At 68.6% G+C, this 13,854-nt stretch carries 10 protein-coding genes; 2 read left to right on the top strand and 8 right to left on the bottom strand.

Annotated elements, in window-relative coordinates; translation table 11 throughout:
* Nucleotides 1-128: 128 nt before the first annotated feature.
* From MRBLMX7_RS11875 to MRBLMX7_RS11860, 4 genes are all read right to left on the bottom strand, one after another.
* Nucleotides 129-1,763: a fucose isomerase gene (locus MRBLMX7_RS11875; RefSeq protein WP_363368751.1), complete on the bottom strand. Its 1,635-nt coding sequence runs from the start codon at nt 1,761-1,763 to the stop codon at nt 129-131.
* Nucleotides 1,760-4,387, bottom strand: coding sequence for a GH116 family glycosyl-hydrolase (locus MRBLMX7_RS11870; RefSeq protein ID WP_363368749.1), 2,628 nt, complete (start codon nt 4,385-4,387; stop codon nt 1,760-1,762). The genes MRBLMX7_RS11875 and MRBLMX7_RS11870 overlap by 4 nt, the downstream gene beginning before the upstream one ends.
* Nucleotides 4,384-5,874: an FGGY-family carbohydrate kinase gene (locus tag MRBLMX7_RS11865; RefSeq protein WP_363368747.1), complete on the bottom strand. Its 1,491-nt coding sequence runs from the start codon at nt 5,872-5,874 to the stop codon at nt 4,384-4,386. The genes MRBLMX7_RS11870 and MRBLMX7_RS11865 overlap by 4 nt, the downstream gene beginning before the upstream one ends.
* 145 nt (nt 5,875-6,019) lie before the next feature.
* A complete protein-coding gene (locus tag MRBLMX7_RS11860) occupies nt 6,020-7,006 on the bottom strand; it encodes a LacI family DNA-binding transcriptional regulator (protein WP_363368745.1) in 987 nt (328 codons plus the stop codon).
* A gap of 104 nt (nt 7,007-7,110) precedes the next feature.
* Between MRBLMX7_RS11860 and MRBLMX7_RS11855 the strand changes: the two genes are divergently transcribed.
* On the top strand, nt 7,111-8,232 hold the full coding sequence (locus MRBLMX7_RS11855) for a glycoside hydrolase family 172 protein (protein ID WP_363368743.1): 1,122 nt from the start codon (nt 7,111-7,113) through the stop codon (nt 8,230-8,232).
* Nucleotides 8,229-9,353: a Gfo/Idh/MocA family protein gene (locus tag MRBLMX7_RS11850; RefSeq protein ID WP_363368741.1), complete on the top strand. Its 1,125-nt coding sequence runs from the start codon at nt 8,229-8,231 to the stop codon at nt 9,351-9,353. Before MRBLMX7_RS11855 ends, MRBLMX7_RS11850 begins: the two co-directional genes overlap by 4 nt.
* Nucleotides 9,354-9,404: 51 nt before the next feature.
* On the opposite strand, the gene MRBLMX7_RS11845 is transcribed toward MRBLMX7_RS11850, so the two are convergent.
* The 4 genes from MRBLMX7_RS11845 to MRBLMX7_RS11830 form a co-directional block, all read right to left on the bottom strand.
* Nucleotides 9,405-10,517: a DUF4185 domain-containing protein gene (locus tag MRBLMX7_RS11845; RefSeq protein WP_363368739.1), complete on the bottom strand. Its 1,113-nt coding sequence runs from the start codon at nt 10,515-10,517 to the stop codon at nt 9,405-9,407.
* 44 nt (nt 10,518-10,561) lie between these two features.
* On the bottom strand, nt 10,562-11,467 hold the full coding sequence (locus tag MRBLMX7_RS11840) for a carbohydrate ABC transporter permease (RefSeq protein WP_082297490.1): 906 nt from the start codon (nt 11,465-11,467) through the stop codon (nt 10,562-10,564).
* Nucleotides 11,467-12,360 carry a carbohydrate ABC transporter permease gene (locus MRBLMX7_RS11835; protein ID WP_363368737.1) on the bottom strand — a complete coding sequence of 298 codons (894 nt, stop codon included), beginning with the start codon at nt 12,358-12,360 and terminating at the stop codon, nt 11,467-11,469. Before MRBLMX7_RS11835 ends, MRBLMX7_RS11840 begins: the two co-directional genes overlap by 1 nt.
* A 115-nt stretch (nt 12,361-12,475) precedes the next feature.
* Nucleotides 12,476-13,840, bottom strand: coding sequence for an ABC transporter substrate-binding protein (locus tag MRBLMX7_RS11830; RefSeq protein ID WP_363368735.1), 1,365 nt, complete (start codon nt 13,838-13,840; stop codon nt 12,476-12,478).
* Nucleotides 13,841-13,854 lie beyond the last annotated feature (14 nt).

Genomic DNA, 13,854 nt, shown 5'->3' with positions numbered 1-13,854 from the left:
TCGATCTCACGTCGCGTCGGTGCGACGTGCGAGCGACTATATCGCTTAAGTGAAGCGCTCGAAAGGGGCTGCCGCGGGACGGAAGAGGGGCGGATGCCGCAGCATCCGCCCCTCCGCCGTCCTCGAACTCAGATCTTCACGTCTCCCACGAGATTGACCTTGATACCCATGCCGTCGAGCATTGCCGCCTTCGCGATGAGCGCCTTGTCGGCCGTCTCGGCGTCGGGCGCGTAGACCGTCTGCGCGTGGTTGGCCTTGTGTCGGGCCATGAACTGGTCGCGTGAGACGCCGTGCAGCACGACGTGCGCGATCGGCCACTCGGGGTTCGTGGCGTCCTTGCGGCGCTGCGTCTCCTCGGCCGGCAGCTCGACGACCGAGGCGCGGAAGATGTCGGCCTGCAGGATGCCGTCGGCGATGAACACGCGCGAGAGCACGAGCTCGCCGGGCTTCGAGACGCCGTTGATCGTGGCCCCGCCCGCGGGGAAGAAGACGTGCCCCTGACGCCATCCCTCGGCGTTCTGCCATCCACCGAGGTGCGACGCCGGCACCGATCCGGAGATCTCGTAGACCCACACGAACTGCCCGTCGAAGTCCTCGCCCCAGCGCACGTCGTGCAGCGTGTTGTCGGGCACGAGGCCCATCGCACGCCACACCCGGTCGGTCACGAGCGCGTCGACCGCGACGCCCTCGTCGGCCTCGTTGAAGTGCGGGAACGCGCGGCCCTCGTGCAGCACCCGCGAGCCGTCGCGCGAGGTCACCGGCGGGCGCTCGGTCGAGTTCAGGATGCCCTCGGCGAGGTCGGATGCGGGCACGAGGTCCTTCAGGCCCTGCTGGTACTGGATGCCGACCGCGTCGAGCCCGAAGTCGTCGGCGATGCGGAGCGCGGCGATGTACATCTTCAGCTGCCACTGCACCTGCTCGCGGGTGAGGTCGGTCGCGGCGTCCTCCCCGTACACGAACGTCATCCCGGCGTCGATCAGCCAGTCGTACGCGGCATCCGCCTCGGCCTCGGTGACGTTCAGCATCTCGGCGTACAGCGCCGACTGCGACAGGCGCTCCTTGTAGATGCCCGTCTTGTTGAGCAGCTCATCGTCGAAGATCGCGTTGTACATGCCCATGCAGCCCTCGTCGAACACGCCGATGATGGCCTTCTCAGCGAGGAGCTCGGCGGCGAGCGCCTCCCCCAGCTGCTTCTCGGGGCTGTCGGGCAGCTCGGGCAGCGCGCGCACGTGTGAGGCGTCGTGCGTGATGGTGCCGGTCTCGGTCCATTCGCGGATGCCGTCGCGGAACCAGTCGTCGGTGAAGTCGACCGACCAGATCGTGGCGTAGGGCTTGTCCATCTTCGTGAGGCCGGCGTTCAGGCCGAGCAGCCCGACGAGGCCGGGCCAGTCGCCCGCGAAGTTCGCGACCGTGAGGATCGGACCCTCGTGCGTGCGGAGTCCGGCGAGCACGTGGTGCGAGTACTGCCACACGGCCTCGGCGACGATGAGCGGAGCATCCACGGGGATGTTCTTGAAGACCTCGAGGCCCATGCGCTGGCTGGAGATGAAGCCGTGTCCGGTCGCGGGGTCGACCTCGTTCGCGCGGATCACGGACCAGCCGAGATCGCGGAAGACGCCGGTGACCCCGGCTTCGAGCTCGACCTGCACGGGCCAGCCGCCGGTGTTGGCGGCCTCGCGCAGGTCGCCGGAGGCGATCAGGTAGGCGGTCTTCGGGGCGGACGCCGGACGGGATGCCGGGGCGGGGAGCGTGTAGGTGGTCATGATGCCTCTCCGGTGGTGCGGGTGGTGCTAGTGCTGGTGGTGGTGCTGGTCGAGTGGGGAGAATCAGCGGATGCGGTGTCCGCGGTTGTTCGGGCGAGTTCGACGCGGTGTGTCTCCCCCACGCCGAGCCGAACCCCTTCGGCGATGGAGCGGTCGCGGAGCACGAGTTCGGCGACGGTGAGTTCTCCGCCATCGATGTGCAGCACGAGAGCGTCGTCGTCGATCTCGACGCGCCCCCATCCCGTGCCTGTCGTGAAGAGGCCCGTGAAAGAGCCTCCGCCCGCAGGCGCGAACGAGAGCGTCTTCGTCGGGGCGTCCCATTGCGCCCCGCTCGCGCCGAGCAGCAGCGCCCACGACGCGAGCGACCGCGCGTAGTGGTTGCCGCATTCGATCTCGTTCCAAGGGTTGCGGTGTGCACCGTCGTAGCGGGAGCGCAGCCTTCGTTCGATCCGCAACGCCTCGCCGACGCGGCCGACGTAGAGCAGCGATGCCGCGACCTGATGCTCGATGCCGGTCCAGACCTCGTCGGAATAGACGAACGGGATCGTCGGCCGGCCGCCGCGCGGCCAGGAGGCGAGCAGCAGTCCGCCTTCCTCGTTCAGGGCGTACACGCGCTGCGTGCTCTCCTGAGCCGAGAGGTCGTCGCGGAGATTGTGGGCGACGATCGCGGCGAGCGCGGAGTCGATGTGCGCGGCGGGCAGGATGTGACCGAGGCCGTTGACGAACGCGTGGAACTGCCCGAGCAGCTGATCAGACAGCACGCCGTCGCCGTACTGGTAGCGGTGCGCATCGACGTCGTCGATCACCTGGCGGTAGTACTCGCCGTTCCAGAGGACGTCGTCCATCGCCGCCGCGACGTGGTCGGCGCGGCGCGTCCACGTCGCGGCGCGGTCGACCTCGCCGAGATGTTCGGCCATCCGCGCCCCCGCCCGCAGCGCGGCGAGATGGATGCCGTTGGCGAGCGGCTCCGCGCCGTGGAACTCGATGTCGTAGGTGTTGTGCATCTCACCGTCGAGCAGGCCGTCCCCGTCGCGATCCCACTCCGCCGCGGCGTAGTCGAGGGTTCGGACGGCAGCCGGCCACAGCTCGCGCAGGAAGTCGTCGTCACCGCTGAACCTCCACTCGCGGTGCAGGCGCAGCAGCGTGCCGAGCTGACCGTCGACCGCGGGGCTCATGAACCACGACGGTCCGCCCAGCAGCCGGTTCCCCCGGAACTTCTGCGCGCCGGCATCGTCGGTCTCGAGCAGGTACTCCGCGCGGCGCGCACTGCGTTCGAGCGACGGGAACAACCACGCCAGTGTCTGTGCGTACGACCACACATGTGTGCAGGTGCCCTCGCACGACCCGCTGTGGTCGAAGGATCCCTCCCACGCCGCGAACACCGGCCCGTCGCCGAGGTCGGGATGCGGGGATTCGACCACGAAGCACGTCGTCGACCGCGCGGCGGCGACATTCGCGCCGACGGCGTCAGCCAGCGCCGGGTCGAGGCTCCCGCCGTAGAGCGCCTCGACGAAGGCATCCGTCGATCGCTCCAGATTCGGGAGCTCGGCGTGCAGGTGCGCGGCCGCGCTCCACGCATCGGGCCAGAGCGTCGCGTAGTGGTTGCGGAGGATCCCCGCGGCCGGGTCGTCGAACACGATGTGCCCGTGCCAACCGCTGCGACGGTTGGGGAAGCTCCAGGCGAGCACGAACTCGAAGTCGCGACTCTCGCCCGCCTCGAGGGTGTGCACGATGCCGAGCGACCCGGTGCGCAGCCGGGGCAGCTTCGCGAGCATCTGCTCCTCGGTGAGCGGTGCGGCGTCGGGGTCGGCGTCCAGCTCGGCGAACAGGCCGCGCGGCCGGTCTTCGAGGGTCAGGCGCGGTTCGGGCTGCAGCAGGCCGTCGGCGGCGAGGTCGTCCCAGAAGAGCCGAGCACCATCGGGCCAGTAGCTCGTGACCCACTGCGGCTTGACCGTGGTCGACTCGTCTGCGGTGGTGAGGCTCAGCGTGCCGTACCCGGGGTCGTCCTCCGGCAGGTCGATGTCAAAGTCGAGGCCGCGCAGCCCCTCCTCCTCGCGCCAGCGCACCCGCTGCGTGCCGCGCATGCCCCAGGGCGCGTCGGGCCCCGGCGCGCCTCGTCCCGCCGTGTGCGAGACGCTGCCGACGACCGTCACGGCGACGGCGGCCCGTCCAGGGTTCGTCACACGGTAGCGGAGCACGGCGGCGGGGATGCCGGATGCGTCGGCGTCGAGCGGCACGAGCGGCGTGAAGGCATGCAGCGACACATCGACCGGCAGGGAGTGGTCGATGAAGTCGACATCGACGACCGGGTACTCTCCACGCAGGGTCGCGCCGTCGAGTCTGGGCAGGCCGGCGAGCTGGTCGAACGCGTACCCCGCGTCGGCGTCATGCCGACCGGTGAGGCGCGCTTCGAGCACGCGGGTGACGGCGTTGCCGCCCTCGGGCGCCGCATGGATCGAGAAGAACGAGTGCGGATTGCGGCGCCCCTTGTCGGGGAGGTTCTCGAACTCCCAGTCGCGCAACTCGCCGCGTGCGCCGATCGACACGTTCCCGGTGCCGATTCCGCCGAGCGGGAAGGCGGTCGCCTGCGAGGTATGCGGGATGCCGCGCGCGCGGCGGGTCATGCCGACGCGCCTCTCTGATCGGCGGCGAGCTCGTGCACGACGCCCGCCGTCTCGCGGTACAGGCGGGTGTAGCGGTCGAACAGCTCATCGTAGAGGTCACGGAGCGAGTCGTCGGGACGGATGGTCTCGGTCACGGGGTTCCACGCAGCGATCTTCGGCACTGCATCGACGGCGACAGCGACCGCGGCAAGGAAGGCAGCGCCGTAGCTCGCGCCGATCGTCGTCGCCGGTACGCCCTGCACGAGGCCGGTGACGTCGGAGACGATCTGCAGCCACAGCCGCCCCTGCGTACCGCCCCCGACGGCGACGATGCGCCGGATGTCGGCGCCGGCGGCGCGCATGGTCTCGACATTGTGACGGACTCCGAGGGCGGTCGCCTCAAGGGCGGCGCGGTAGAGGTCGCCCCGGGTGTGGGCGAGCGTGAGTCCGGCGATGACACCGCGGGCATCGGGATCCTGGATGGGGGTGCGCTCACCCGCGAAGTACGGGAGCATCAGCAGCCCACGCGCCCCGGGACCCGACGCGGTCGCCTCGGAGAGCAGCTGCGGGTAGTCGGCGCCCGTGAGTTCCTTCAGCCAGCCGGTGAGCGCTCCGGAGGTCGAGAGACCCCCGGCCAGGTTCCTCGTTCCGGCGAAGGCCCCGGCCGTAGTCCACATCGACGGCGTACGCAGCGTCTCCTCACCCGTCGCGACGAGGAACATGGTCGTGCCGTACATGAGCATGAGGTCGCCGACCTCGTGCGCTCCGACGCTCACGGCCTCGGTCCACGCGTCGATCGTCCCGGCGATCACGGGAATGCCCTCGGGGATGCCGGTGTCCCCCGCCGCGGCGGCGGTGACGGTGCCGGCGACATCTCCGGCCCAGAGCAGCGGCGGCTGCTCGATCGACGACGCGTACCGCTGCCACCACTCGTCGTGCCACGCTTCGCGCTCGATGTCGTAGAGCGGGGACACCTGGCTGGCCGACTGGTGGTCGAGCGCGTAGGCGCCGGTGAGGCGGCGGGCGAGCCAGGAAGCCGGCATGTACACGCGGCGCGCTCGCTGCCAGGCCCCGGGCTCCTCGTCGGCGACCCAGACGAGCTTGGGTCCTCCGGCCTGCGAGGTCAGAGTCGATCCGCCGACGCGCGTGATCTCGGACTCGCCGAGCTCGACAGTCATCCGCTCGATCTGCGCAGTGGAGCGGGTGTCGACGCCGTAGAGGATCGCCGGACGGACGGGACGATCGTGTTCGTCCGCCAGGAGGATGCACGGGCCCATGCCGCTCACGCCGACTCCGGCGACCTCGGCGTCCGGGGCCGCAGCGAGGAGCTCGCGGGCGATGGCGACGAACTCGTCCCACCACACATCGCCTTCCATCTCGACCCAACCCGTGCGGGGGCGGGAGACGTCATGCGACCGGGTCGCGGTGGCGACGATCGCGCCATCAGCATCCACCAGCACGCCCTTGCTGCTGGATGTGCCGATGTCCACCCCGAGGGTGCAGCGCATGGTGTCCTCCTTGAAACCTGAGCCGGTGATTCTGAAATCTCTCGCAACTGTACGCGAAATCGATTTCAACGCGCAAGAAGGTGATCGGATGTCTACCGGAATATCGGCTGACTCGGTGCGCGGGGTCGGGCGGGGCCCCAGCGTCTCAGGGCCGAGAGGCGCTGGCCGGTTGGATCTCGTTGCGCAGCACCACGGTGCGGGACGGCTGCGTATCGCCGCCGATGCGCTCCAGCAGCATCCGCGCTGCCGTCACGCCCATGTGCCGAGCGGGCAGCCGGACGACTGTCACCGCGCTCGGCGAGAGCGTCGTGAACGGCAGCGAGCCGATCACCGCGACGCCTACACGCGGCGGCGTGAGGCCACGCTCCGTCAGCACCTGGATCGCGCCGACGCCGATGAGGTTGTTGCCGGCGACGACGGCGTCCGGCGGTTCGGGCAGAGCCAGCAACTCCTCCATCGCCGCGCGTCCGCCCTCGACGCGGAAGGACGCGAAGCGGGCGAGCTCGTCGACGTCGAGCTCGGGCTCGGCGCGGGTGAGCGCCGCGCGCCACCCGGCCGCGCGCTCGGCGGCCGTGTCGATGTGCTCGGGACCGCCGATGTAGGCGATACGGCGGTATCCGGCATCCAGCAGGTCTCTCGCGGCGGATGTCCCCGCGGCCCTGTTGGCCATCACGACCCCGTCGATGTCGTAGGACGTACTGCGGTCGACAGCGACGACGGGACGGCCGGTCGCGAGGATCGTGTCGAGGTTCGTGGTCTCGTCGGCGGTCGCGATGATGACACCGGACATGTGCTCGGCGATCGCGATGCGCAGGTATGTCCCCTCCTTCTCGACCTGGGAGTCGGAGTTGCAGAGCACGACCGAGTAGCCCGCCTCCGAGGCGACGTCCTCGACGCCGCGCGCCATCTCGGTGAAGTACGGGTTCTCGATGTCGGGGATCACGAGGGCGATCACCTCGGAGCTCTGCCGGCGCAGCGACCGCGCCGTGCGGTTCGGCGTGAAACTGAGTTTCGCGGCGGCGTCGCGCACAGCCGCCACCTTGTCCTCCGACACGCTCGTGCCGTTGAAGACGCGAGAGACCGTGGCGGGAGACACTCCCGCCAGTTCCGCGACGTCGTAGATGGTGGCCATTCGAACCTCATTGCCGTGCCGGGCCGAGCCGGATCTGAAGCAACAGTAGCGCGCGAGCAGTCGATCTCTGGTGTTCCACCCTGAAATCGATTACATTGGCGGCCATGACTCACGCATCCTCCGACCTCTCGAGCATCGCAGCGCTGCGATCCGTGCAGACACGATCGATCTCCCCCGAGAACTTCGACGGATCCGCGGGAGGCGGAGGCCGGGCGACCGACGGCACGGGCGCCGAATGCGCCCGTGACCTCGGCCCCGGCTGGAAGATCTCGCCGAGCGTCGACGTCAAGCCCGGAGAGACGTTCGACCTCGCGAACATCGACGGCGCGGGCAAGATCACGCACATCTGGATCACGACCCACACCGACAACTGGCGCACCCTGCTCCTGCGCGCCTACTGGGATGGGTCGGAGGAGCCCGCCGTCGAGGTGCCCTACGGCGACTTCTTCTGCAACGGCTGGGGCGTCTTCGCGCAGGTCGACTCGCAGACCATCGCCGCCAACCCGCACGGCGGATTCAACTCGTACTGGCCCATGCCGTTCCGCGACGGCGCGCGTCTCACGATCGAGAACACCTCGGTCGTCGACGTGCGCATCTACTTCCAGATCACCTACGAGATCGGCGGCGACTACTCGAACGACGCCTACTTCCACGCGCAGTGGCGCCGGTCCAACCCGCTGGAGGAGCTCACCCCGCACGTGATCCTCGAGGGCATCGAGGGACAGGGCCAGTACGTCGGCACATACATCGCCTGGGGCGTGAACTCCAACGGCTGGTGGGGCGAGGGCGAGATCAAGTTCTACCTCGACGACGACACCGACTACCCGACCATCGCAGGCACGGGCACCGAGGACTATTTCGGCGGTGCCTGGAACTTCGATGTTCCCGGTCAGGGGTACACGGCGTTCTCGACTCCGTACCTCGGGATGCCGCAGATCATCCGACCCGACGGTCTCTACGTGAGCCAGCAGCGCTTCGGCATGTACCGGTGGCATCTGCTCGACCCGATCCACTTCGCCACCGGCATCCCAAAGGTCGACATCCAGGCGCTCGGCTGGCGCAGCGGATGGCGGTACCTCCCGCTGCGCGACGACATCGCCTCCACCGCGATGTTCTACCTCGATCGCCCCACTGCCCGCAGACCCCGGACGCCCTCCGCCGACGATCTGGAGGTGCACCTAGGAACGGCCCCGGTGCCGGACCTCGGAGCGACCCCGCCGCGATGATCGATGTCCTCGTCGTCGGCGCGGGGTTCGGCCGCGACTTCCTCCCGCTCTATGCGCTGCATCCCGCCGTGCGTCGGGTGGGGCTGGTCGAGCCGAACGCCTCCCGTCGTTCGGCTGTGGCGGCCGAGCTCGCGGTCGACGACGAGTTCGCCTCGCTCGACGACGCGCTCGCGGGCGGCGGATGGGATGCCGTGCACCTGCTGTCCCCCGTGCGGTTCCACGTCGAGCAGACGCTGCTGGTGCTCGCGAGCGGCCGCTCCTGCGCGAGCGCGGTTCCCATGGCGACCACGCTCGACGACGTGGAACGCGTGATCGACGCGGCGGACGCCGGTCCCGGCCGGTACATGATGATGGAGACGGCGCTCTACCAGCGCGAGTACCTCCATGCCCTGCATCTGCGCGACACCGGGACCCTCGGCCGCCTGACCTACCTCAGCGGGACGCACATACAGGATCTCGACGGGTTCCCGGCCTACTGGATGGGGTACGCGCCGATGGAGTACGCGACCCACATCGTCGCCCCGCTGCTCGGACTCGCGGAGGCGTCGGCGCAGTCGGTGCGCTGCCTCGGCTCCGGCACGCTGCGGGACGCCCACCGCGGGCCCGGCGACAACCCCTTCCCCCTCGAGGCCGCCCTGTTCGAGCTGTCGACGCCCGAGCCCCTGGTCGCGCAGGTCACGGTGTCGTTCTTCGAGAACGCACGGGCCTACACCGAGGGGTTCAACGTCTACGGCGAGCACGGCGCGATGGAGTGGCCGTCGGTCGAGGGAGAACCCGCCGTGACGTACACGGCCGGACCAGCCGACGGCGCGCACCGCGGACGCCCGATCACGCGCGAGGCCGCCGAGATCCCGGATCGGTTCGGCGACCTGCCCATGTCTCTGCGCCCGCACACGCGCAAGGGCACGTACTCACCTCCCGGCGGACGCCCACCGGTCGACCTGCACGCGTGGCACGGCGGATCGCACCCGCACCTCGTGCACGAGTTCGTCTCGGCGGTGGTCGAGCATCGCTCTCCCACGATCGACGCGCACCGCGCAGCGAGCATCACGGTGCCGGGGATCGTCGCGCACCGCTCCGCGCTCCGCGGCGGTGCCGACCTCCTGGTCCCGCGGTTCTGACGTCGGTGCGGCCCACGCCGGTCACCGATACCAGCAGCCTCCCGCTCCGCCTCAGACGAGCCCCTGCACGCGGAACTGCTCGGAGTGGTACACGCTGTTGTTCCCGGTGTTCCACTGGCTGACGCTGAGGTGCAGGTCCGAGAGCGTCGACCCGGGGATGATGTACCCGCCGTAGAGCTGGGCCACGTGCGACGCATCTTCCTGCCCCCACTCGGCGCCCGTGAGCAGGGTCGTCTTGGTGGCGGTGTAGAGGTTGTCGGTCGGGGTGTTCAGCACCATCGCGTCGATCCGGTACGCGGCCGCGTTGAACCAGGTGAGGATCCATTTGCCGCCGAGCGGTCGCAGGCACATCTCGCCGAACCCGCCGGGCAGGACTTCGGTCACCGGCTTGCCCCAGCCCCAGGAGCCGTTCGCGAACCCCCACGGCTGATACGCCGAGAGGGTGGTCATGTTGTTCGAGGGCACGCGGTAGAGCACGATGCCCTTGTCGCGCTGGAAGCCGGTGCCGTAGATGTACACGTATCCGTCGCTGCCGAGGCCCCACGTGATGCACTGGAACTTGCCGCCGGCCATGTCGGCGGGGAACTGCAGCCCGGTGTGCTGCCAGGTCGCGCCGTTGTCGTCGGACTTCCACAGCTCGGTCCAGCGCACCGCGCCGAACTGCGGGCCGTTCACGATCGCGTGCAGGTACATGCGCGAGCCGATCGTGATGACGTCCGAGGGGATGACGGTCGTGAAGTACGCGTCGTGCGGGTAGTACCAGAACTGGGGAGCCACACCCTGCGTGTTGGCGCCGGCGCCGGCTGAGCCGTTGAAGACGACGCCGGCGGTGAGGTTCGTGGTCGACGAGTAGAGGCCGACCGGGGAGCGCCAGTTCGCGCCGCCGACGTGATCGGCCCACGTGTCGCCGAACACGAACAGCAGCCGCCCGTCCGGCGTGCGGGCGGGGATGCCGAGGTCGGTCGCCCCGATCCCGTACTGCACGGGGCTCTGCGTCCCGGCGAGCACTTTCAACCTGGTGACGGTGAGCGGTCCGGCGGCGGATGCCGGAGCTGCGGCGCCGATCCCGACAACGGGAGCGGCCAGCATCCCTGCGCCGAGCGCGAGCGCGCCCTGCAGGACGCCGCGGCGGGAGATGAGCGGAGACGTACGGTGTTCGGTCATCGTCGACCTCTTTCCTGTGTCGGTGGTGCTCTCCGACGGCCGGTCTACTTGAGACCGGCCATCTTGATGTTGCCGATGATCTGGCGCTGGAAGATGAGGAACAGGATCATGACGGGCGCCGCAGCGAGCACCGAGCCGGCCATGAGGAGCCCGAGCTCGCTCGTGCGCTCGGAGCGGAAGGTCGCGAGGAACTGCTGGACGACGAAGCGCTCGGGGGTGGTGATCGTGAGGATCGGCCACACGTACGAGTTCCAGTACGCGAGGAACGAGGTGATGCCCATGACGACGAACGGCGGCTTCGACAGCGGGAGGAAGATGCGCACGAAGATCGCGAAGCGTCCGCAGCCGTCGAGCATCGCCGCCTCCTCGAGGCTCGCGGGAATGTTCAGGTAGAACTGCCGGATGAAGAACACCGTGCCGGCGCTCGCGGCCCCGGGCAGGACGAGCACCGCGAGGGTGTCGAGCATCGACAACCGGGTCACGACGATGAAGCTCGTGAGCAGGATCGTCATCCCGGGGATGAACATGGTCGTGATGACGATGACCCACAGGGTGCGCTGGAACCGGAAGTCCAGGCGCGCGAACGCGTAGGCGGCGAGCGAATTGACCGTGAGGCTCAGGGCCGTGAAGAGCACGGCGCCGCCGAAGGTCCACAGCATCGTGCGGGTGAAGGTGGGATCGGCGAGGATCTGCGCGTAGTTCTCCCAGCGCCACACCTCGGGGAAGAACTGGAAGGGGGTCTGGATGACCTCGGTCTTCGACTTGAAACCGGCGATGACCATCCAGGCCAGCGGAAACAGCGCCGCCACGAGGAACACCGCACCCGCGATGAGCTTGCCGATCACGATCACCCACGAGCCTGGGGTCTTCGGCAGGCGGGCCCGCCGCGACGGCTCGGTGCCGGCGAGCACGATGGCGCGCGTAGTGTCCTGCGGCGCGATGGTGACCATCAGTCCACCAGCCTCTCGGAATTGACGAACTTGAACACGATCGCCGACACCGTGCCGAGCACGACGAACATGACGAGCGCGGCGGCGATCGAGTAGCCGACGTTGATGTCGTTGCGGAAGTGGTTGAAGATGAAGAGGTTCGGCAGGGTCGTGGAGTCCAGCGGTCCGCCGCCGGTCATGACGAGCGGAAGCTCGAACTGCTGGATGGCCGCGACGAACCCGGTGATCAGCAGATACAGGATGATGTTCTTCATCTGCGGCAGCGTGATGAACGCGGTCTTCTGCCACCAGTTGGCGCCCTCCATCGCCGCCGCCTCGTAGAACTCGGTGGGGATGTCGACCATCGCAGCGACCATGATGAGCGAGGTCAGACCCATGCCCAGCCAGATGGCGGGGATGGCGATCGCGAGCAGCGCCCAGGCCGGATCGCCGATCCACGCGATCGGGTCGACGCCGAAGATCCCGAGGAACCAGTTGAGCAGACCGCCCGAGTAGTCGTACATCAGCACGAAGATGATCGATGTGATGACCGAGGAGATGATCGTCGGGATGTAGATGCTGACCTTGAGGACGCTGGCGAAACGGCGAGACACGCTCACGACCAGGCTCGCGAAGAAGAACGCGAGCACGAGCATGGGCGGCACCGTCATCGCGACGAAGGCGAAGCCCCTGCCCACCGACGCCCAGAACAGCGGATCGCTGAGGACGGCGGTGAAGTTGCGAAGGCCGACGAACTCGGGCTCCTTATAGAAGCTCCAGTTCTGGAACGACAGGAATCCGGCATAGACCGCCGGCCAGATCACGAAGATCGCGAGGAGGCCGACCACCGGCAGCAGGAACAGGTACGCGACTTTCGTGTCGCGATACCGTCTGGCATCCGTTCGGCGTCTCACCGCCCGTCGTTCCGTCGAGACTGCACTGACCATCGTTCGCTCCACCCGTTCCCTCGTGCTGTCGTGATCCCGCAGGCGGGGGTCGGCGCGTAACTCCGACCCCCGCCGCGGAGTCCTACTGGCTCGGCGCCTTGTCCGCGAGGCCCTCGCGGTCGATGACCGTCTGGATCGCCTTGTTCGCGGTGTCGATCGCGGCATCCGGCGACGCGGACCCCTTCATGACCGACTCGAAGGCGGTGCCGACCGCGAGCGAGACGTCCCACGGGTAGGTCGGCTCGGGGATCGCGTTTGGAGCGATCTCCTCGGTGATGATCGACGACCAGGGCGCATCAGTCGCCTTGGGGTCGGCGGCGACAGCATCCTGCACCGACTGGCGCACCGGGGCCTTCGTGAACTGCGTGTCGACGAAGAAGGGCACGAGGTTCTCGGGGTCGCCGGCGATCGCCCAGGAGAGGAACTTCCCCGCCGCTTCCGCGTTCTTGGTCTTCGCGTCGACGACCCACTTGAAGTTGCCGAGGGTCGTGGCCGTGCGACCGTCGGCCTCCGCCGAGTTCACCATCGGCCCGATGCCGGTCTTGCCGAGGACCTCGGCGTAGTCCGAGCCGATCTCCGACAGCATCCACGAACCGGACACCTTGAAGGCGACCTTCTGCTCACCGAAGTCCTTGCCTCCGCCGTAGTCGGCGAGGGGCTGCTTGGGCATGTACCCCTCATCCCACAGTGTCTTGTACTGCGTCATCATGTCGCGGTATCCGGCGTCGTCGATGTCGGCGGCGGTCCAGTCGGAGTTCAGCGCGGTGTGACCGGCGAAGTTGTACTGCTGGCCGACGGTCGACCAGGCGAACGTCGCGGCGTCCTGCGCTGGCGAGATGCAATACTGCCCGTCGGCGAGCGTGGGCTGGATCTTGGCGCACGCGTCCATCAGTTCGTCCCACGTCGTCGGTCCCTGCTCGGAGTCGACGCCCGCCGCGTCGAGGATGTCCTTGTTCCAGAACAGCACGGCCTGCGGCTCGAGCAGCAGCGGGTAGGCGTAGTAGGTGCCGTCGATCTCGGAGACCGGCTTCGCGGCGTCCGAGATCTCGGCGAGGGCGTCGTCGGGCACGATCCCGTCGAGCTCGTGCAGCTGACCCGCGTTCACAGCATCCTGGATGCTGCCGGGGTGCGTGTAGATGTCGGGGGCCTTGCCCGCCGCCTGCGCGGCCTTCATCTTCTGATCCCAGGCGTCGCCGGGCACCTGCGTGCCGACGACCTTGATCTCGTCCTGCGAGTCATTGAACTTCCTGATGATGTTCTCGTACCACTCGTTCTCGACCGGCGTGAAGTTGCGGTGCCAGAACTGGATCGTGGTGACGCCGTCCTCGCCGCCGGAGTCGGCGGATTCTCCTGGCGTTCCGGATCCGCAGCCGGCGATCATCGCGCCGATGGTGAGTGCCCCGAGAGCGGCGAACGTCGCCCTGCGGGTGCGTGGGGTGATTCTCATGGGTTCCTCCTCAG

The sequence above is a fragment of the Microbacterium sp. LMX7-1.2 genome (assembly GCF_040675935.1).
Taxonomy (GTDB): Bacteria; Actinomycetota; Actinomycetes; order Actinomycetales; family Microbacteriaceae; genus Microbacterium.
Note: the sequence above shows the minus strand (reverse complement) of the source record. Positions and strands in the feature narration are given on the sequence as shown.